The organism is Verrucomicrobium sp. GAS474 (assembly GCF_900105685.1).
Taxonomy (GTDB): domain Bacteria; phylum Verrucomicrobiota; class Verrucomicrobiia; order Methylacidiphilales; family GAS474; genus GAS474.
Map to the genome: position 1 here is coordinate 881,723 of NZ_LT629781.1, position 19,052 is coordinate 900,774.

At 68.0% G+C, this 19,052-nt stretch carries 16 protein-coding genes; 4 read left to right on the top strand and 12 right to left on the bottom strand.

Translation table 11 applies throughout. The features are described 5' to 3' along the window. Positions 1 to 179 precede the first annotated feature (179 nt). The 3 genes from BLU04_RS03745 to BLU04_RS03755 all read right to left on the bottom strand — a co-directional run bounded on the left by BLU04_RS03745 (position 180) and on the right by BLU04_RS03755 (position 2,705). On the bottom strand, positions 180 to 1,046 hold the full coding sequence (locus tag BLU04_RS03745) for an A24 family peptidase (RefSeq protein WP_093282396.1): 867 nt from the start codon (positions 1,044 to 1,046) through the stop codon (positions 180 to 182). Between the two features lie 96 nt (positions 1,047 to 1,142). Next, the gene (locus tag BLU04_RS03750; RefSeq protein WP_093282398.1) at positions 1,143 to 1,733 is read right to left on the bottom strand and encodes a hypothetical protein; all 591 of its coding nucleotides are present in this window, start codon (positions 1,731 to 1,733) and stop codon (positions 1,143 to 1,145) included. 54 nt (positions 1,734 to 1,787) lie between these two features. After that, positions 1,788 to 2,705 (bottom strand): HAD hydrolase family protein, encoded by a 918-nt coding sequence (locus BLU04_RS03755; RefSeq protein WP_157895086.1) that lies wholly within the window; start codon positions 2,703 to 2,705, stop codon positions 1,788 to 1,790. A 106-nt stretch (positions 2,706 to 2,811) separates the two neighbouring features. Here BLU04_RS03755 and BLU04_RS03760 point away from each other — a divergent pair, with 106 nt between their 5' ends. Beyond that, the gene (locus tag BLU04_RS03760; RefSeq protein ID WP_093282403.1) at positions 2,812 to 3,132 is read left to right on the top strand and encodes a Rieske 2Fe-2S domain-containing protein; all 321 of its coding nucleotides are present in this window, start codon (positions 2,812 to 2,814) and stop codon (positions 3,130 to 3,132) included. Positions 3,133 to 3,277: 145 nt separating this feature from the next. Here the strand turns inward: BLU04_RS03760 and BLU04_RS03765 are convergent, their stop codons facing one another. From BLU04_RS03765 to BLU04_RS03795, 7 genes are all read right to left on the bottom strand, one after another. Continuing rightward, on the bottom strand, positions 3,278 to 5,350 hold the full coding sequence (locus tag BLU04_RS03765) for a hypothetical protein (RefSeq protein WP_157895087.1): 2,073 nt from the start codon (positions 5,348 to 5,350) through the stop codon (positions 3,278 to 3,280). Between the two features lie 39 nt (positions 5,351 to 5,389). Beyond that, on the bottom strand, positions 5,390 to 7,426 hold the full coding sequence (locus BLU04_RS03770; RefSeq protein WP_093282408.1) for a hypothetical protein: 2,037 nt from the start codon (positions 7,424 to 7,426) through the stop codon (positions 5,390 to 5,392). A gap of 11 nt (positions 7,427 to 7,437) precedes the next feature. Beyond that, on the bottom strand, positions 7,438 to 8,415 hold the full coding sequence (locus BLU04_RS03775; protein WP_093282412.1) for an ABC transporter ATP-binding protein: 978 nt from the start codon (positions 8,413 to 8,415) through the stop codon (positions 7,438 to 7,440). Positions 8,416 to 8,446: 31 nt separating this feature from the next. Beyond that, on the bottom strand, positions 8,447 to 8,836 hold the full coding sequence (locus BLU04_RS03780; RefSeq protein ID WP_093282415.1) for a GntR family transcriptional regulator: 390 nt from the start codon (positions 8,834 to 8,836) through the stop codon (positions 8,447 to 8,449). Between the two features lie 336 nt (positions 8,837 to 9,172). Beyond that, complete coding sequence (locus tag BLU04_RS03785) at positions 9,173 to 10,210, bottom strand: quinone-dependent dihydroorotate dehydrogenase (RefSeq protein WP_093282417.1); 1,038 nt, start codon at positions 10,208 to 10,210, stop codon at positions 9,173 to 9,175. A 72-nt stretch (positions 10,211 to 10,282) separates the two neighbouring features. Next, a complete protein-coding gene (locus BLU04_RS03790) occupies positions 10,283 to 11,275 on the bottom strand; it encodes a hydroxyacid dehydrogenase (protein WP_093282420.1) in 993 nt (330 codons plus the stop codon). Between the two features lie 48 nt (positions 11,276 to 11,323). Further along, the gene (locus tag BLU04_RS03795; RefSeq protein ID WP_157895089.1) at positions 11,324 to 12,160 is read right to left on the bottom strand and encodes a prepilin-type N-terminal cleavage/methylation domain-containing protein; all 837 of its coding nucleotides are present in this window, start codon (positions 12,158 to 12,160) and stop codon (positions 11,324 to 11,326) included. A gap of 147 nt (positions 12,161 to 12,307) precedes the next feature. Between BLU04_RS03795 and BLU04_RS03800 the strand changes: the two genes are divergently transcribed. Next, positions 12,308 to 13,654: a GH1 family beta-glucosidase gene (locus BLU04_RS03800; RefSeq protein ID WP_093282425.1), complete on the top strand. Its 1,347-nt coding sequence runs from the start codon at positions 12,308 to 12,310 to the stop codon at positions 13,652 to 13,654. A gap of 36 nt (positions 13,655 to 13,690) precedes the next feature. Here BLU04_RS03800 and BLU04_RS03805 read toward each other — a convergent pair whose 3' ends face one another. Both BLU04_RS03805 and cls read right to left on the bottom strand, forming a co-directional pair. Continuing rightward, a complete protein-coding gene (locus BLU04_RS03805) occupies positions 13,691 to 14,518 on the bottom strand; it encodes an AraC family transcriptional regulator (protein WP_093282427.1) in 828 nt (275 codons plus the stop codon). A 64-nt stretch (positions 14,519 to 14,582) separates the two neighbouring features. Beyond that, positions 14,583 to 16,088, bottom strand: a complete 1,506-nt coding sequence (cls, locus tag BLU04_RS03810; protein ID WP_093282430.1) for a cardiolipin synthase — start codon at positions 16,086 to 16,088, stop codon at positions 14,583 to 14,585. Between the two features lie 145 nt (positions 16,089 to 16,233). On the opposite strand from cls, the gene BLU04_RS03815 reads away from it, so the two are divergent. Both BLU04_RS03815 and BLU04_RS03820 read left to right on the top strand, forming a co-directional pair. After that, positions 16,234 to 17,625 carry an FAD-linked oxidase C-terminal domain-containing protein gene (locus BLU04_RS03815; protein WP_093282433.1) on the top strand — a complete coding sequence of 464 codons (1,392 nt, stop codon included), beginning with the start codon at positions 16,234 to 16,236 and terminating at the stop codon, positions 17,623 to 17,625. Further along, entirely contained in the window at positions 17,622 to 18,944 is a 1,323-nt protein-coding gene (locus BLU04_RS03820; RefSeq protein ID WP_093282435.1) for a (Fe-S)-binding protein, read from the top strand. Before BLU04_RS03815 ends, BLU04_RS03820 begins: the two co-directional genes overlap by 4 nt. Positions 18,945 to 19,052: the final 108 nt, after the last annotated feature.

Genomic DNA, 19,052 nt, shown 5'->3' on the forward strand with positions numbered 1-19,052 from the left:
GTAGAGCGGGCGTAGGGCAGATTAGCCTTTAGGATTGCGCTCTATCTACACCACGGCCTATCAGAGGGGGCGGTGCAGGAGGGGCGCAGCCCCTCTTGCATCTCTAAACGCGCGGGTTACATCCACCTGTACAGGGAGATGTACCCGGTCCCGAAGGGCTGCCCCTCCCCCGCGGCCCCTTACAACACCCCGGCCATCCCTTGCCGCCACCACTGGAAGAGGAGCCGCCACAGCGTCCCCCCGCCGAAGAGCCAGACGACGGCGGCGAGGGCGAGGAAGGGGCCGTAGGGAATGCGCGAGCCCCAGACCTGCTTCCGCAGGAGGAGCATCGCGCCGCCGAAGAAGGAGCCGAGGAAGGAGGAGAGGACGATGACGAAGAGGACGGCTTCCCAGCCGAGGAAGGCGCCGATCCCGGCGAGGAGCTTCACGTCGCCGAGGCCCATGGCCTCTTTCTTCAGCGCCTTCGATCCGACGACGACGACGACCCACAGGAGGAAGCCGCCGAGGAAGGCCCCGCCGAGGGCGTGGTTGAATCCGGCCCACGGCTTCCCCGCGAGTTCGGCGCCGTGGAGCGTCGGGACCAGCGCCCCAAGGCCGAGGCCGACAAGGGCGCCGCCGATGGAGAGCCGGTCGGGGATGATGAAGTGGTCGATGTCGATGAGGCTGGCAACGAGGAGGCCGGAGACGAAGAGGGCGTAGACGGCGGCGAGGAGGGGGGGGAAGCGGAGGAAGAGAAGGGGGAAGGCGATCCCCATGGCGGCCTCGACGACGGCGTAGCGGGCGTCGATGCGGACGCCGCAGCACTTCGCCCGACCCCGCAGGAGGAGCCAACTGACGACGGGGATGTTCCACCAGCCGGGGATCGCCCGCCCGCAGGCGTGGCAATGGGAGCCGGGGGTGACGACGGAGAGGCCGAGGGGGATCCGGTAGATGCAGACGTTGAGGAAGGAACCGATGCAGGCCCCGGCGAGGGCGAGGCCGACGAGGAAGAGGGGGGCGAGCTCTTGCGGGAAGAGCGCGGGGAGAAGATCGGAAAGGGAGGGCATGGGCGATTTTGCCTAAAGGGTATAGCCCCCGACGCCGCCGGTTCCAAGGAGATTGGTGCGGACGCGCCGGCTCCCCGAGCCGCCCCTATTGCCCCCTCAATTCTGCTGGACGTTGCGGACGTGGATGGTCCCGGTGCCGGGAGGGAACATGAAGGTCAGGGTGTGGTCCTTGTTCTTCAACATCTCGTAGTTGACCTTGATCGTCCGCCACGCGCCGTCGGAGGGGACGGTCTGCGGGGCATAGCACAGGAAGTTGTCGCTGAGCCGGACGACGAGGGGGGCCTTCGGGAAGACGACGGCGGGGGTGCGGTAATGCCAGTGGGTCGTCTTCCACTCGGCGACCTCGCCGCCCGTGTAGGTCGGCGACGTTTCGAGGGGGGCGTAGTCGGGCATGGCCTGCACCTCGAAGGAGATGTGGAGTTCCTTGGTCTCCTCGGGGGTCCGGGCGGTGTTGAGCCGCTGCTCGACGATCGTCCAATCGCTCGCGTGGATCGTCACCTCGAGGGCGTAGCCGGGGGGATTCTCGACGGGCGCGATCTTGTTGCCCTCGGCGTCGACCTGGATCACGTCGCCCGCGCCCGACCAGCGGTCGCGCCCCTTGGCGAAATCGCCGTTCTCGATCATCGCCGCCTGGAGGGCCAGAGCGGAGGAGAGGGTGAGGAGGAGCGCCGCGCAGAGAGGTTTCATAAGTGCTACTTTGGGGTTATAAGGGTTCCCCAGGCAGCGTCAAGCCGGGAGGAGCTACTCCGGGTCGGCACCCTCGACGCCAGCACCCGTGGCGGCGGCGGCGATCGCCTCCTCTTCCGCGACCGGGACGGAGGCCGGGACCGGAGCCAGCGGCTCGGCCCCGGCCTGGACCAAGAGGGCGTCCCAGCCCTCGACGACGCCGGAGGCGAAGGGGAGCCCGGCGGTGTAGCCGCCCTGGGCGAGGACGACGGAGCGGACTGGCTCGATGGCGTTCCCGGGGCAGACGAGCCAATGGGCGCTGCGGCGGGTGAGCATCGGGAGGTCGTTGTAATGGTCGCCCGCGGCGAGGGTCGCCGAGGGGGGGACGCCGACGATTTCCTGGAGGTAGCGGAGGCAGCTCCCCTTGTCGTAGTCGGAGTGGCAGAAGCGCATGTAGACGCCGTTGCGGACGATGGAGAGGCCGGGCCAGGCGGCGAGGCGGGTCTCGGCGAACTGGGAGATCCGGTCGGCCTCGTGATCGGTCCGGGAGCGGAGGGCGACGGGAGAGCCGGGATCGGGGAGCAGCTCGGCCCCGGTCTGGCTCTCGATGAAATCGCGCAGTTCCTTCCAGAAGGGCTCGGCCGAGGCGAAGAGCTCCCGGTGGACCTCGGCGCAGCGGCGGTTCCAGCCGTACTCGCCGAGCGCCCGCCCGTTGTGGATGCGGTAGATCTCCCGCTCGGTGAGGATGACCCAATCGGGCATCAGGGGGAAGTTGCGGACCATCATCTCGACCGAGAGGCTCTGCCACCAGCGCCCGGTGTTCATCGTCCAGAGGAACGGCTCCCCGCCCCGGGCCCGGCTCCGCGCGGTCTCGATCCGGTCGAAGAAGACGGCGTCGGCCGGGATGTTCGGTCGGAAATCGATCAGCGTCCCGTCGAGGTCGGTGCTCACGAGGCGGACGGGCTGCAGGAAGGAGGCGGGCGTATCGGTCATTCGGTTCGGGTTCGGGGCAAAGAAGGGTTCTACCTGCTCCGGGCTCGCATGCCAATAGAGCAGGCCGCTTGCCATCGGCAGGGGGGAAGCGCAACGTAACGGGACCATGGCCTGGACGCGCCTCTGTTCCCGCGAAGAACTCCCCCCCGTCGGCCAGACCCGGCTCTGCGAGATCGCCGGGGAAGGGGGGGCCGTGGTGAGGATCGCCCTGGCGCGGACCGAGGCCGGGCTCTTCGCCCTCGACGACCATTGCCCCCATCGCGCCGGACCGATGAGCGAGGGATGGCTCGACGGCGAAAAAATCGCCTGCCCCTGGCATCAATGGACCTTCGACCTCCGCACGGGCCACTGTACGAACATCCCGGGACAAAAAATCAGGACGTTTGAAGTCATTGAAAACGAAGGAGTTGTGGGAATCGATCTCTGATTTTGAAGAAAATCGGAACTTTTTTTGAACGAAACCCCCGCTGCGGCATCTATCCCTCTGTAAGCTTTACGTTTTACACTCCTTTTAAAGAACAAGGCACCATCCGGTCGGAGGTGCCTTTTTCTTTGCCCACGCGGGGTGGCCGCTAGCGGGAGAGCGGTTCTTCCACCGGCTCGAAGATCGCGACCCGGTCCGCCGGGACGGGTGCGGCAGCCGTCCGCCGCACCGGCCACGGCGCGAGGACCGGGAGGGCGAAAAGCGCCCCCGGGCCGAACCAGAAGAGGCCGAACCCCCACGCGACGCGGTTCCGCCATCCCCCGGGCTGCCCGGCGAGGGTGAGCCAGAGGAGGCCGAGGAGAAGGACGGCGGCCCCGCCCGTCGCGCTCCGCAGGAGGAAGGCCTTTTCCCTCTCCGGGTTCTGGACGATCTTCCCCCACCACGCCGTCTCGACCGTTTCCCGGCCGGCGGCGCGATCGAGGCGGGCATGGGCGTAGTTGTTCGTCCACTTCCACGCCACACCGAGGAAGGGCGGGAGGAGGTCGCGGTTCCGGACCCACCACGTCTTCGGCGGATCCTGGTTCGGGGCGTAGGGGAGGACTTCCTCGGAAAGGAGCCGCCCCTGGGCGTCGAGGCGATCGAGGTAACCGGGAAGGCGATGCTCCCAATTGCGCGGCGGCCAGTAGGTGAGGAAGAAACCGGTGCCGGTGCCATCCACCTTGATCGCCCGGATCGCGCCGTAGACCTTCGGATCGTGAAGATGGGGCGTCCGGGCGAGGAGGGTGCCCTCGGCGTCGTAGAAGAGGATCTCGTCGGCCAGCGTCACGGCGTAGAAGCTCCCCCGTTGCTCCGGATGGCCGGGACCCTTCGGAACCAGGATATTCGAGACTGTGGAGAGGTCGTAGATTTCGCGCGGGCTCTGGCCTTGCACCGCCCTCGGATCGCGGAGCGGGGTCAACGTTCCCGTTTTCTGATCGAAGGCAAAGGCGGCATGAGGGAAGGCAAGGCCGTCGCCCTGGAAAGTGAACGCCGCCTCGGGGAAGGGAGCCACGGCGCTTCCGTCCGCGCCGACACTCCCGCCGAGGCGGACGAGGGGGCGGCGATGGACGTAACCATAGCCGACCAGCGCCCGTTCCCCGGGCAGATAAAACCATTCGGGGAGCGGCCTCCCGTCGGACCCGAGCTCGCTCCCGCTCCGGCCTCCCTCCATGTAGTGCTGGATGGAGCGATAAGCCTGATTGTGGGGGAGCGTCCCGGGACGACGGAGTTCGGAGGTGAGCTGGCTGTCCTCGGCGAAGTAATGAAAGGAGAAATCCCAGGCGGAGAGCCGGGGCTCAACGAGGGTCTGACCGGTGAGGTCGGTGTAGGTGATCTTCCCGGCGTTCCGGTCGTCGGTGCGGAGGAAGGGCCGTCCGTCGCGGGTGATCTCGTAGCGGCGATAGATGCCGCGCGGTTCCTTCGGATCGAGAAGCGCCGGAAGGAGGAGGCCGCCGCCCTGGGAGAGGAGCGCGTAGCCGCCGAGCGCCGCCGTGACAAAGAGGCCGAGACGGCCTGTGCGCGGGAGCCGCCGCAGCCCGCCGCTCGTCGTCGTCACCGCCCAGGCCGCGAGGGCGAGGGCGGCGCCGACGTAGGCGACGTAGCCGACGACGCGGCCCGCCTCCCACCGTTCCTGCGCGTGCCAGGTGACGAGCCACGCGGCGGCGACGGGAAGGAGCCGCGTCCCCCACCAGCGGACCTCGCGGAGCCCGACGAGCATCCCGGCGAAATACCACGCGATCCCGCAGGCGAGGTCGATCGCCCCCGGCGTCATCGTCGCGGGAACGAAGGGACTCCGGATATTCCCCGGCACCGCCACCCACGCCACGGCAGCGAGGAACGGCGGGACCGTGGCCAGCAGGTAGAGGGCGAGGCCCGCCGCCGCCTTGCCCGCGAAGATCGATCCCGCCGTCATCGGACGATGGACGAGAAAGGCCCACCGGTCGGCGGCCCGTTCCGGCAACGTCTGGAGAAGGCCGAGAAGGAATCCGCCGACGATCCCGCCCCACATCGTCACCGTGAGGAAGAGAGGGGCGCAGAGCGACTCATACTCCGGATGATCATAGGGATTCAGCGGGCTGATCAACTCGTGGAGGACATAGGCGAGTGCGGCACCGAAGAGGGCCATGCCGAGGCAGGCCCAACGGACATTCTCTCTCCACTCTTTCCAAAACAGGGTTTTCATGAGGCTGGGGTATCTTTCGTGAAAGAGTTCCTGAAAGAATCAGGCGAAAATTTCCCGCCGATCCGGGACCGAAGGCCGGTCGGAGGCCGGTGTGGGGAACGCGGCATGGCGCGGACCGGTCAACGCGAGGGCGACGACCCACAGCGGACCGAAGAGGAGAAGGAGGGCCGCCCCCGCGACGGTGAGCCGCAGAGACACCGCCTTTCCCCTCCAAGCGAAGAAGAAGAAAAAGGCGAGGACGGAAGAGAGTAGAGAGACGCCGTTTTCCCAAAGCTGCGACGCACGCGACAAGCGATCACCGCTTCCCAGCGGAGGGAAGATCGTTTCGAGTGCCGGACGGATCGCCGCCGCGAGAGTCTTTGCGAACCGGCTCGGCCCCTTCTCCGGGCTCTCCCGCAGCGTCGCGTCTTTCCGGTCGATCACCTGGCCTTGGGAGTCGTAGGCGACGAAGTGCGCCGTCGCCAGGAAAGGATCGGCCGAGGTGGCGTCGGAGGCCGCATATTCGATGAGGAACCAGCGCCAATTTTTCCCATCGGGCAGCGCGCCCACTTCGATCAACCGTATTCCTCCCTTTTTCAGTGCCGGGAAGGGGACGAACGGCAGCGTGATCTTTTTCAGTGCCGTGGCATCCGCATCGAGGGGAACGACGGCCACGTGGTCTTCAAACAGAACGAGGGCCGTCTCAGGGCTCTCTGCCAACGGCGTGACGGGATTCTCACCACCGATGCGGAAGTAGGCGGCCCCCTGCGCCCGCGTCGCTGTCGCGGACGCTTCGCTCCCCGCGAGGCGCGTCGCCGTCCGCCCGCGCGGATCGAAGAGATAGAGGCCGTCGCGGTAGAGACGGCAGGGATGGGTGCCCCAGATTTGGGTCGCCAGCGTCACCTCGTCTCCGGCCGCCTTCCGCACCGGCTCGGGCGAGCCCGAAGGGACGAAGCCGTGGGGATCGAGGAGGCCCGCCGGTTTCCGGTCGGTCCGGGCGAAGGCCTCGTATCGGCCCCGGGCGGCGACGTAATACCACGTCGGCCCCTCCGAGGCGTTGAGGGAATCCTGATCGGCTTCGACGTAGGAGGAAGGCTGTCGATAGCGGCTTACGGAAAGACCTCTGTTGGAAAACTGGACGAAATCCTTCATCGGCAAGGCGCTTTCCCAAGGGCTCGCCGGACGCTTCGCGCCCGATGCGAAAGGGATTGGATTGCCCGCGAAATCGCGCACTTCGAGTCCCGTTTCCTGCCCGCCGACCACGGAAAGATGCCAGATCAACGGCGTCCCGTCGAAGTTGACGGTGGCGATCTCCTCGAACCTCCCCTCCCCCTTCTCGCCCCATCCGCCGACGATCCCCCCGATCCATTGCACGAACGCGACCCCGAGGAGAAGACCGGGAACGAGGAGCGCGGCCACGATCATCCGCGAGCCGGTCGTCGGAGACCGGTCGAGGCGATAATCAAGGAAACTCCGCCGCGCCGCCCATACGAGGGAGCCGCAGGCGAAGGCCGTCGCCACGCAAGCGAGGGGCGAGAGCCACCCGTCCCGGAGCAACAGCGCCAAGGCGACCGGCACGAGGAGCGGCGCGATCTTCGTCCCCGCCCATTGCGCCCGTCGGAGGAAAAAGAGGAGACCCGCAAAATAGGTCACGACGCCGACGGCGACATCGCACCCCCCGGGAATCAGCATCGCCAGAGTGAAGGGAGCAGCGAGATGCCCTGGCACCGCCGTCCACCACGCCGCGAGAAAAAAGGGGACGAGGGTGACCGTGAAGTAGAGGGAGAGCCCCGCCGCCACCTTGCCGCCGAAGATTCCGGCCCGCGTGAGAGGGCGATGGATGAGGAGGGCCCAGCGGTCGGGCGATTGCTCCGGCACCGTCTGGAGGAGGGCGAGAAGAAAGGCGGCGAGCGGAAATCCGAACGTCGTCACCAGCAGGAACGACGCACCGCAGGGAAGATGGGTCGTCACCCCCTGGCCGTTCCCCGTCGAGGGATTCTGGCTGACGGCCCAGGCGAGGGCGGCGCCGAGCCCGGCCAAAAGCAGCACGGCCCAGACAAGGTTCTGCCGGATCTCTTTCCAGAAAAGGGTGCGCATAGAAAAGAAGGTTAGGCGATGGAAGGGCTGAGTCCTTCGATTCCGCTGATTCCATCGAGGAAGAACGTCTTCTCCCCCCGGTCGCCGACGTAGGCGATGAAGGCCTCCTCCATGCCGAGGGGCCGCTCCTCGATCCGCTCCGCGCCGAGGGTGGCGAGCCATTGGCGCTCCGCCTCGCCCGCGTTGGCGAGGGTGAGGACGAGGTTGCGCTCGGTGCGGAAGCTCTGGAGCAGCGTCGGGTGGGCGAGGTTCGCCGGGGCGGCGATCCCCTCGGGGAAGCGGAGGGCGTATTGGCGGATCCGCTCGCGGAAGGTCTCGACGGTGCAGTTCGCGCGGAGCGTCCCCTCGTCGAGGATCACGATCCGGTCGGCCACCCGCTCCACGTCGGAGAGGAGGTGGGAGGAGAAGAGGATCGTCCGGTCGGAGCGGCGGGTCACGTAGAGCATCGATTCGAGGAGGCTCCGCCGCGCCACCGGATCGAGGCCGAGGGCGGGATCGTCGAGGATCAGGAGCTCCGGCTCCGGCGCGAGGGTCATCGCCAGGCAGAGCCCGGCCCGCTGCCCCCGGGAGAGGGAGCCCGACGCCATTTTCGGCGTGAGGCGGAAGTGGTCGACGACCGCGTTGAAAATCTTCCAATTCCACTGCGGGAAGAAGGCCGACTGGAACTTCCCGCACTCGGCGACGGTCATCCAGCCGTAGACGTGGTGCCCCTCCGGCAGGTAGCCGATCCGGGCGCGGACCTCGGGCGTCAGCGCGTCGCACGGGTGGCCGAGGATCTCGGCCGAGCCCCGCGTCGGCTCGACCAGGCCGAGGAGCATCCGGATCGTCGTACTCTTCCCCGCGCCGTTCCGGCCGAGGAAGCCGTAGATCGCCCCCTTCGGGACGACGAGGTCGAGGCGGTCGACCGTCGGCTTCGGCTTGCCCGGGAAATGCTTCGTGAGCTGGCGGAGGACAAGGACGTTTTCGCTTTCGTTCGGGTTCGGGGCCATGACAGGGATGCGGTGGGGGTTGGGGAATCGGCTACGGTTTCTCGAAACGCTTCCACGCCTTCTTCAGCAGCGCGTCGACCTGGGAGGGCGTGAAATCGAGGAAGACCGCCTCGTCGAGGAGGAGGTCGGCCGCCTCGGCGCAGCGGCGCTGGCGCTCGGCGTCGGAAAGGAGGCACTTCGGCCGCGCGATGTAATAGCCCTTTCCCGGACGCGCCTCGATCAGCCCGTCCCGGGTCAGCTCCTGGTAGGCCCGGGCGATCGTGTTCGGGTTGACGATCAGGTGTTCCGCCAAGGCCCGGACACTCGGCAACGTCTCCCCCTCCGCCCGCGCCCCCGTCAGGACCGCCCGCCGCACCTGATTGTAGACCTGCCGATAAATCGGCAGATCGCTATCGGTGGTGATATTCAGCGGCCAAGACATACGTTTCTGATGTACGAAAACTGTATTAATCACTTTAATACAGTTAAGGCAGTTCAGTCAACAGAAAAGCATTGCTCTCCCAATAGGAGTCTAGGCGTATTGGTACCGCTCCCCCTTCAGTACGTACCCTCGGGCGTACCGGAACCATCCGATTTTAATCCAGTGAGGAAATAAGGCGCCGCCCAAGCGCGTCCGCCAAGCCAAGGCCTTCAGAAGGGGAGGTTCGAGGAGGGGCGAAGCCCCTCTTGGGCTATAAAGCGGGTTACATCCAGCTGTACAGGGTCGACCCCGCCAGCCCCGAAGGGCGCTCTGAGAAGACGGCACCCCAAAACCCGCTCACCCCGCCAACCCCTCGCAAAGATTCCGCGCAAAGGCAGGACCCTCATAAATAAAGCCCGTATACGCCTGGAGAAGCGTCGCCCCTGCGGCGAATTTCTCCCGCGCGTCGGCAGCCGTGGCGATGCCGCCGACGCCGATGACCGGAAGCCGTCCGGCGAGGTGCCGCGCGACGAGGGAGACGACCTCGGTGCTCCGCTGGCGCAGGGGGAGGCCGCTGAGGCCGCCCTCTTCCTTCAGCGGGACGGCGCTCTTGTTCACCGTCGTGTTCGTCGCCACCACGCCGTCGCACCCCGCCTCGACGATGGCGTCGAGGATCGGGCCGAGTTCCTCCTCGCGGAGGTCGGGGGCGATCTTGACGGCGATCGGCTTCCGCCTGCCCTTGCCGTTTTCCTCCTGCAGCGGGCCGAGGATGCTCAGGAGCTGGTCCCGGCTCTGGAGGCTGCGGAGGCCGGGGGTGTTCGGGGAGCTGACGTTGACGACGACGTAGTCGGCGAATTCCCGCAGGACGCGGAAGCTCTCGACGTAATCGCTCCCGGCCTCCTCGAGCGGCGTGACCTTCGACTTGCCGATGTTGATGCCGACGGGGATCGCGGGCCACTTCCCGGCGTCGCGCGATTTCCCGAGGCGGGCCGCCATCGCCGCCGCCCCGGCGTTCGGGAAGCCCATCCGGTTGATGAGGGCCTTCGACTCGGGGATGCGGAAGATGCGGGGCGTCGGGTTCCCGGGCTGCGCGTGGCGGGTGACGGTGCCGAGCTCGAGGTAGCCGAAGCCGAGCTGCTCCCACGCCATCAGCGCGAGGGCGTCCTTGTCGAACCCGGCGGCGACGCCGATCGGATTCGGGAAGGTGAGGCCCCAGAGGGTCCGGGCGAGGCCCGGGAAGGGGCGGCGGTGGAGGAGGCCGAGGCCCGCGGCGACCGCCCCGTTCGCCATCGCCGCCATCGCCCAATGGTGGACCGTCTCCGGCGGGAAGCGGAAGAGCGCGGGACGGACGACGCCCTTGTAGAGCGAGGAGGAGCAGGAGGCGGCGAAAGACATGGCCCCCCTTTTTAGTAGGGTGCGGGGAAATGGCAAGCTGCCGCCGTCGGCCCGCCCCCCCGTCTGACTCCCTTAGGCAATGGTCGCCATCATGTCCTCGCGGACCTGCCCGACCAGCGGCTTTCCCTTCAGGAAGCGTTCGAGCTCATCGACGGCCATCGCGCCGAGGCGGCGGCACTCGGTCCCGATCGCCCCGGCGATGTGGGGCGTGAGGATGACGTTCGGGAGGTCGTAGAGGGGGGAGTCGGAGGGGGCGGGCTCGGGCCAGGTGACGTCGAGGAGGGCGTAGAGGTCGGGGCGGCGGCGGAGCGCCCCGATCATCTCGGCCTCGTTCACCACGGCGCCCCGCGCGGTGTTGATGAAGGTCGCCCCCTCGCGCATCCGGTCGAAGTGGGAGCCGCGGATCATCCCCTCGGTCTCCTTCAGCCACGGGGTGTGGAGGGAGACGACGTGGGAGATCTCGAAGAGCTCGTCGAGGGTGACGAGCTCGATCCCGAGCTCCCGCGCCGCCTCGTCGGAAAGAAACGGATCGTAGGCGACGACGCGGAAGTGGAAGGGCCGCATGAGGGTGAGGAGGTGCCGGGCGATCGCGCCGATCGAGACGAGGCCGACGACGCTGTCGTAGGTGCCGGGCGGGGTGTGGCGGAGCGGGACGCGGGCGGCGCGGGTGTCGGCGGCATGCCGCCACATCGCCTTCAGGCTGAGGACGATCTGGGCGAGGGCATACTCGGCGACGGTGACGGAGAGGGCGCTGTTCGACGAGCTGACGACGATGTCCCGCTGCCAGAGCGCGTCGTCGACGAAGGGGCGGATGCTTCCCGCCGCGTAGAAGACGGCCTTCAGCTTCGGGGCCTTCGCGAGGAAGGCCGCGTCGCAGGGCGGCATGCCCCAGCAGGAGAGGATGACCTCGGCCTCGGCCAGTTCGCGGGGATGGTCGAGGATCGTCTCCTTCGTGAAGAAGCGGAGGGGGGTCGGGAGGAGGGCCTCCAGGCGGGCCCGCTCGACGGGGCCGTAGGCGTCGTCCCAGAATGTCTCGTCGCAAAGAATCAGCCCCGGCGTTTTCATCGCGCCGAAATTAGGGCCTGCCGCCGCGCAAGGCAAGGCCCCGCTCCCCTACTTGCGGAAGAGCGTGCTGAGGCCGGTGAGGCCGCTGATGCGGATGCAGGCGATGTCCTTCTCGTCGACGACGCCCTTGCCCTTCACCCGCTGGAAGTCGAGCCAGATCGAATCGATCGGGCTGTCGCTGACGCGGGCCGCGCCGCTGGGGGTGAAGAGGATGACGGAGAGCGCCTGCGCCGTCCGCCCGCCGGGGGGGATGCCGGAGGGGAGCCGGAGCGGGGGATTGCCGAGGCCGCGGACGGTGATCTCGAAGACGGGGGTCGAGGCGGGGCCGATGAGGGGGCTCGGCATGTTCGTCGGGAGGGAGGCGATCTGGCCGTCGCCGCTGCCCTGGGTGAAGTAGCCCTCGGTGCGGAGGGCGAGCTGCTTGAACGAGGCGAGGCGGAAGAGGGTCTTGATCGTCGTCCCCCCGGCGGCCGTCGCCGTCGTCTCCCCCGCGGCGAAGGTGACGCTGCCGCCCCAGCCGGAGCCGGTTGAGGGGAAGGGATTGCTCCCGTCGTTCGAGGCGAAGGTGGCGACGTGGAGCGCCTCGCCGCTGTTGTCGGGCGGGTTGAGGTCGGAGGGGTCGTGGGGATAGAGGACGACCCAGACGTAGGTGTTCTGCGCCACGGCGGAAGAGCGGGCCTGCTCCAGGACGCCGACGAGCTGGCTCAGGTTCTGGCTGAATTTCTGCGAGCCGTTCAGCCCCATCGCCGGGATCGCGAGCGCCCCGAGGATCACGATGATCCCGATGACGAGCATCAGCTCGACCAGGGTGAAGCCGTGCTGGGCGGAGCGGCGGAAGGAGTGGAAGCGGGAGGGGCGCGAGGAGGACAGGGAGGAAGCAGGCATGGGGGAAAGGGAAGCGGAGAAAGAAGCGGGGACCGGCATCGGGTTAATAAAGGAATACCAACCCAAGATACGGTTGCTTGAGAACTTATTTTAGGCTACCGATGCGGGGAATCCAAGCCGATATTTAACCTCCTCTCCCCGCCACCCATGAAAAACGATCTCCGCTTCCCGAAAAACTTCGTCTGGGGCGTCGCCACCGCGGCCCCGCAAATCGAGGGGGCCGCCTTCGAGGACGGCAAGGGGGAATCGATCTGGGACCGCTACTCCCGCGTCCCCGGCAAGGTCCTCAACGGGGACACCCTCGACGTCGCCTGCGACCACTACCACCTCTACAAGCACGACTTCGCGCTGATGCGGAAGCTCGGCGTGAAGCACTACCGCCTCTCGATCGCCTGGCCCCGCGTCTACCCGAACGGCGACGGCGCGGTGAACCCGAAGGGCCTCGAATTCTACAGCCGCCTCATCGACGCCATGCTGAAGGAGGGGATCACCCCGTGGGTCACCCTCTTCCATTGGGACCTCCCGCAGTCCCTCGAGGACCGCGGCGGCTGGCGCTCCCGCGTCGTCTGCGACGCCTTCGGCCCCTACGCCGAGGCCGTCGTGAAGGCCCTGGGCGACCGGGTGAAGAACTGGATCACCCTCAACGAGGTCTTCTGCTTCACCTCCCTCGGCTACGACGGCGGCGACAAGGCCCCCGGCACGAAGGAGACGACGAAGGTGATGAACCAGATCTACCACCACGCCATCGTCTGCCACGGCCTCGCCGTCCGGGCCGTGCGGCAGCACGGCGGCAAGGGCGCCCGCGTCGGCATCACCGACAATCCCCTCTGCCCGATCCCCGTCACCGAGACCCCCGCCGACATCGCCGCCGCGCGGAAGGTCTACGCCGGGGCCAGCCTCCGCCTCCTCGACCCGATCCACCGCGGCTCCTACTCCCCCGCCTACCTGAAGCAGGCCGGGGCCGACCGGCCCGAGGTGCGGAAGGGCGACTTCGACCTCATCAGCCTCCCGACCGACTTCCTCGGCCTCAACATCTACACCGGCCCCTTCGTCCGCGCCGGCAAGGGCGGCAAGCCGGAGACCCTCCCCTACCCGCCCGACTTCCCCCGCACCAGCTGCCCCTGGCTCTACATCACCCCGCAGGTCCTCTACTGGGGCACCCGCTTCGCCCACGAGGTCTACGGCGCGAAGCACATCTACATCACCGAGAACGGCTGCGGCTACGACGACGAGCCCCTCGTCGACGGCGAGGTCCACGACCTCCACCGCCGCGACCTCGTCCGGAACTACCTCGGCGAGCTCCACCGCGCCATCGGCGACGGCGTCCCCGTCCGGGGCTACTTCCTCTGGTCGTTCATGGACAACTACGAGTGGCAGGACGGCTACACCCGCCGCTTCGGCATCATCCACGTCGACTTCAAGACCCAGAAGCGGACGCCGAAGCTCAGCGCGAAGTGGTACGCCCAGGTGATGAAGGAAAACCGGCTGGTCTAGGGCCCCTCGGCATCGGCATCAGCATCGGCATCGCCCTCACTTCCCCTTCCACGTCCCGCGCCGGTAGGCGAGCGGGGAGACGCCGATCTTCTGCTTGAACTGGCGGCTGAAGAAAAAGAGGTCGGCGTAGTCGAGCCGCTCCGCGATCTCGCCGACCGAGAGGCTCGTCTCGGTGAGGAGGTGGCGGGCCTGGGAGAGCCGCATCTCGACGAGGTAGTCGATCGGGCTGCACTGGGTGACCGCCTTGAAGACCCGGCTGAAATGGGCCGGGCTGAGGTGGAGCCGCCCCGCCATCTCGGCGACCGAGGGGAGCCGCTCCGGCGCGGCGTGGAGCGTGGCGACGAGCCGGGAGACCTCCCGGCGATGCCGCTCCGCGACGGGGACCGGCGTCCCGGGCGAGACCGGCAGGGGGGCGAGGCGGAGGAGATCGCGCACCACCCCGTTCAGCAGCGCCGCCGCGGCGGGGGCCGACTGCGGCGAGCTGGCGAGCTGGACGATGCGCCGCGTCGCGGAATCGTAAAAGTCCAGGTCGTCGACCTCGAAGAACTCGGGCCACTCCTCCCAGACCCTCTTCCGCCCCCCTTCCTCCGCCACGTCGAAGTGGATGTAGGTGATCCCGAGCGGATGGGCCTCGTCGTGCCCGGCGTCGTAGATCCCGCCCGGACGCATCAGGGCGCAGAAGCCCGGAAGGAGAAGGAACTCCCGGTCCCGGCTCCGCATCCATCCCCGCCCCTTCCAGACGAACCAGAGCTCCAGGTCGGCGAGGAAGAGGGAATTCTCCCGCGTCCGGCTCCACTCCGGCCCGCAGGCCAGGCGGCCGCACGGATCGTTCAGCCGCCGGACCAGGGAATTTTCGCCGCTCATAAAAACACAAACCAGAGTGCCATCCCGCGCGGCGGAACGCGATCCGTTTCTGCCGTCCCGGCTCCTAAAGCGTCGGCCCCAACAGGCGGCAGGTCGATTCCTTCAGCCGATTCCAGAAGGGGCGGCGGACGAACGTCGCCAGCTCGATCTCCGTCGACTGGAGGTAGTAGCCGCTCAGCAGGAGCGCCATCTCCTCGACCACCGCCGGGGAGTAGAAGGCGAGGTTGAGCTCGAAGTTGAGGTGCATCGAGCGGTTGTCGAAGTTGGCCGAGCCGACGGTCACCCAATGGCCGTCGACGACCATCGCCTTGCCGTGGTTGACGCCCCGGTCGAACTCGAAGATCCGGACGCCGTAGGCGAGGAGCTCCTCGTAGTAGGAGCGGCTCACCTCGACGACGGCGCGGTTGTCCGACCGGGCCGAGACGAGGAGCCGGACGTCGACGCCCCGGATCGCCGCGAGCTTCAGCGCGTCGAGGTGGGCGAAGAGGGGGACGAAGTAGGCCGTCGCCAGCCAGAGCCGCCGCTGCGATTGGTTGATCAGCGCGAGGACGGAGAGGGCGAGCGGATCGGCCTTGTCGTCGGGGCCGTCCTCGAGGATCAGGACCGGCGTCGGCACCCGGTCGCCGCCCGTCGCCGCAGCCGATTCCGGGGCCGTCACGGCGGCGGCCGGGGGCGCCTCCAGCGGGATCTTCTCGTCGGTCGCGAAGTACCAGTCGTCGGCGAAGGTGTTCTCCAGCCCGGCGACCACCGGCCCGGTCACCTCGACCTGGATATCGCTCCACGCGCCGAAGCACGGCTCCTGCCCGAGATATTCCCGCCCGATGTTCATCCCGCCGACGAAGGCCCTCGCGCCGTCGATGATCTGGAGCTTGCGATGGTTCCGCAGGCCGAAGGTCCACCGGTTGCGGAGCGGATGGACGTTCCCGAACCAGGAGAAGCTCCCGCCCGCCTCGATCAGTTCCCGGAAGTAGCGGCGGTAGAGGTGGGAGCAGCCCATCTCGTCGAGGAGGAGCCGGACCCGGACACCGCGCCGCGCCGCCTCGACGAGGAGCCGCCGGAAGCGGTCCCCCGCCCCGTCCTCGCGCCAGATGTAGCATTCGACGTGGATCGTCCGGCGGGCCGCCCGGATCGCCTTCTCCAGCGCGTCGTAATAGGCCGCGCCGTCGACGAGGAGGGTGACCTCGTCGGCCCCGCTGATCGTCTGCCCGTTGATCGCCGAAAGAGTCTCGACGAGGCGCCACGCCGGATCGGGCGCGGGAGTCGCGGCGGCGACGGCGGCGGCCAGCGCCTGCCCCTCGGCCTGTTCCGCGGAGAGCGGGCCGCCCTGCCGCCCCTTCGACCGGAGCCGCTTCGGGGAGCGCCGCCATTCGAGGACGCGCCGGCGGAAGCGGCGGCGGTTCATCCGCTCGCTGCCGAGGAGGAAATAGACGAAGGGGCCGAGGTAGGGAAAGAGGAGGACCGCCCAGATCCAGGCGAGGGTGGCGGCGGGGCGCTTGTTCGCGAGGAGGATGAAGGGAACGACGCCCAGGCTCACGACATAGCTCCCGATCCAGAACAGGTGCCAAGTCATCGCAAACGTTCCCACATCGCGTCCCGAAAGCAAGCGGGAGAGAGCGCCTCCCGCGCTGTTCAGCTATTTCTAAAACCCCTTTTTTAACGCCTCCCGAAGCATATTCCATCGCCCCTTCGGGGACATCGTGCCATAGTCGCTCCCGATGAATTCCGCGCTGTTTGCCAAGCTTGAACATCGTCTCCCGACGATCCCCTTCCTGAAGGAAAAGGAAGACCTGATCCCCTATTCCTTCGACGGCACGGCGACGCTGCAGCAGATGCCCGAGGCGGTCCTCTTTCCGAAGACCACCGCCGAAGTCGTCGCCGTGGTCCGCTTCGCGGCGGAGGAAAATCTGCCCCTCGTCACGCGGGGCTCCGGCACCGGCCTCAGCGGCGGGAGCATTCCCGTCCCCGGCTCGCTCGTCCTCTGCCTCGCGAAGATGGACCGCATCGTCGAGGTCGACCGCCACAACCTCACCCTCACCGCCGAGGCCGGGGCCGTGACGCTGAAGATCGCCGAGGCGGCCGAGGCGGTCGGCCTCTTCTATCCGCCCGATCCGGGCTCGATGAAGATCTCGACCATCGGCGGCAACGTCGCCGAGAACTCGGGCGGCCTGCGCGGCTTGAAATACGGCGTCACGAAGGACTACGTCATGGCCCTCGAGGTCGTCCTCCCCTCGGGGGAGGTCCTCCATACCGGCAACAAGTGCGTGAAGGACGTCGCCGGGTACACCCTCCGCGACCTCTTCATCGGCTCCGAGGGGACCCTCGGCATCATCACGCAGGTGACGCTGAAGCTGATCCCGAAGCCCGCCGCGCGGAAGACCCTCCTCGCCGTCTATCCCCGGATGGAGGATGCCGCCTCGACGGTCTCGGCCATCGTCTCGAACCGGATCATCCCGTGCACCCTCGAATTCCTCGACCGGGTCACGATCAACTGCGTCGAGGACTTCGCCAAGGTGGGCCTCCCCCGCGACGCCGACGCCGTCCTCCTCATGGAGACCGACGGCCATCCCGCCGCCGTCGCCGAGGAGGCGGAGCAGATGGCCGCCCTCGCCACGGCGAACGGCGCGAGCTCGGTCCGCATCGCCGCCACCGCCGCCGAGGCGACCGCCCTCGCCACCGCCCGCCGCTCCGCCTTCTCCGCCCTCGCCCGCGTCGCGCCGACGACGATTCTCGAGGACGCCACCGTCCCCCGCAGCGAGCTGGCGAAGATGGTCCGCTTCATCCAGGAATGCGCGGCACGGCACAACCTGAAGGTCGGCACCTTCGGCCACATGGGCGACGGCAACCTCCATCCGACCTTCCTCACGAACGAGCGGAACCACGAGGAGATGCATCGCGTCGAGACGGCGATGCGGGAGATCTTCGACTACGCCGTCGCCCTCGGCGGCACGATCACCGGCGAGCACGGCGTCGGCCTCGCGAAGAAGGACTTCCTCAAGGGCGCCCTCGGCGAGCTGAACCTCGACGTCATGCGCCGGATCAAGAAGGCCTTCGACCCCCGGGGCATCCTGAACCCCGGCAAGATCTTCAACCCGGCGGAGGCGAAATGAGCGAACACGCCTCGCTGAAGACCCTCGATTACGCCGTCCTGCAGCAGTGCATGCACTGCGGCATGTGCCTCCCCACCTGCCCCACCTACGACCTCACGAAACAGGAGCGGAACAGCCCCCGCGGGCGCATCTCCCTCATGCGGGCGATCGCCGACGGGCGGCTCGACGCGACCGAGGCCTTCGGCGACGAGATGTACTATTGCCTCGGCTGCCTCGCCTGCGAGACGGCCTGCCCCGCCGGGGTCGATTACGGCCAGCTCTTCGAGACCGCCCGCGCCGAGGTCGAGCACTCCGGCGTTCTCGCCAGCCCGAAGCGGTCGCTCATCCGGAATGCGATCCTCAAGGGCCTCTTCACCCGGCCCCGGCTGTTGCGCCTCGTCGGGCGGGGGCTCCGTTTCTACCAGGCCTCGGGGATGCAAAAGGCCTTCCGCGCCCTGCGGCTGAACCGCCTCCTGCCGGGAAATTTCCGGGGCCTCGAGGCGCAGACCCCGACGGCGTGCGCCAAGTTCTCGCCCGACCTCATCGCGCCGGTCGAGACGCCGGCGGCGGGGGCGAGGCAATACCGCGTCGGCCTCCTCACCGGCTGCGTCCAGGACATCCTCTTCTCCGACATCAACCGCGACACCGCCGACGTCCTCCTCGCCAACGGCTGCGAGGTGATCACCCCGCCGATCCAGGCCTGCTGCGGCTCCCTCCACGCCCACAACGGGGAGCTGGAGACCGCCGGCGTCCTCGCCCGCCGCCTGATCGATTCCTTCGACGTCGAGCGCCTCGACGCCGTCATCACGAACGCGGCGGGCTGCGGCTCCCACCTCAAGACCTACGGGCGGCTGCTGGCCGACGACCCCGCCTACGCCGCCCGGGCGAAGCTGTGGGACCGGAAGCTGAAGGACATCCACCAATGGCTCGGCGAGATCGGCTTCCGCAAGCCGGCCGGAGGGACCGACCCGGAGCCGTGCCGGATCACCTACCACGAGGCCTGCCACCTCTGCCACGGCCAGAAGATCACGAAACAACCGCGCGACATCCTCCGCGCCCTCCCCGGCGTCGACCTCGTCGAGCTGCCCGAATCGACCTGGTGCTGCGGCAGCGCGGGGATCTACAACATCACCCAACCCGAGACGGCGGCCCAGTTGCAGACGCGGAAGATCGGCCACATCGCGAAGACCGGAGCCGCAACCGTCGCCACCGCGAATCCCGGCTGCCACCTCCAGATTGCGAACGGCCTGGCGGCGGCGGGGCAGCCGACCGAGGTCGCCCATCCGATCACCCTCCTCGCGCGGGCCTATCGGGCGGAGAAAATTGGTGCGGTCTCCTAACCCTGTCTGATGTGGCACTTGGAAGGCATCCCGGAGGGATGCCAGCCATTAGCCGGGGGTTGAGCGGAGCGACACCCCCGGTAAAAGAGGCGAAAAATCCCGCCCCGA

Bases quoted from the DNA above. Each gene is read 5' to 3' on its own strand.
- BLU04_RS03745 (WP_093282396.1), bottom strand. From the start codon at position 1,046: ATGCCCTCCCTTTCCGATCTTCTCCCCGCGCTCTTCCCGCAAGAGCTC.
- BLU04_RS03750 (WP_093282398.1), bottom strand. From the start codon at position 1,733: ATGAAACCTCTCTGCGCGGCGCTCCTCCTCACCCTCTCCTCCGCTCTG.
- BLU04_RS03755 (WP_157895086.1), bottom strand. From the start codon at position 2,705: ATGACCGATACGCCCGCCTCCTTCCTGCAGCCCGTCCGCCTCGTGAGC.
- BLU04_RS03760 (WP_093282403.1), top strand. From the start codon at position 2,812: ATGGCCTGGACGCGCCTCTGTTCCCGCGAAGAACTCCCCCCCGTCGGC.
- BLU04_RS03765 (WP_157895087.1), bottom strand. From the start codon at position 5,350: ATGAAAACCCTGTTTTGGAAAGAGTGGAGAGAGAATGTCCGTTGGGCC.
- BLU04_RS03770 (WP_093282408.1), bottom strand. From the start codon at position 7,426: ATGCGCACCCTTTTCTGGAAAGAGATCCGGCAGAACCTTGTCTGGGCC.
- BLU04_RS03775 (WP_093282412.1), bottom strand. From the start codon at position 8,415: ATGGCCCCGAACCCGAACGAAAGCGAAAACGTCCTTGTCCTCCGCCAG.
- BLU04_RS03780 (WP_093282415.1), bottom strand. From the start codon at position 8,836: ATGTCTTGGCCGCTGAATATCACCACCGATAGCGATCTGCCGATTTAT.
- BLU04_RS03785 (WP_093282417.1), bottom strand. From the start codon at position 10,210: ATGTCTTTCGCCGCCTCCTGCTCCTCCTCGCTCTACAAGGGCGTCGTC.
- BLU04_RS03790 (WP_093282420.1), bottom strand. From the start codon at position 11,275: ATGAAAACGCCGGGGCTGATTCTTTGCGACGAGACATTCTGGGACGAC.
- BLU04_RS03795 (WP_157895089.1), bottom strand. From the start codon at position 12,160: ATGCCTGCTTCCTCCCTGTCCTCCTCGCGCCCCTCCCGCTTCCACTCC.
- BLU04_RS03800 (WP_093282425.1), top strand. From the start codon at position 12,308: ATGAAAAACGATCTCCGCTTCCCGAAAAACTTCGTCTGGGGCGTCGCC.
- BLU04_RS03805 (WP_093282427.1), bottom strand. From the start codon at position 14,518: ATGAGCGGCGAAAATTCCCTGGTCCGGCGGCTGAACGATCCGTGCGGC.
- cls (WP_093282430.1), bottom strand. From the start codon at position 16,088: ATGACTTGGCACCTGTTCTGGATCGGGAGCTATGTCGTGAGCCTGGGC.
- BLU04_RS03815 (WP_093282433.1), top strand. From the start codon at position 16,234: ATGAATTCCGCGCTGTTTGCCAAGCTTGAACATCGTCTCCCGACGATC.
- BLU04_RS03820 (WP_093282435.1), top strand. From the start codon at position 17,622: ATGAGCGAACACGCCTCGCTGAAGACCCTCGATTACGCCGTCCTGCAG.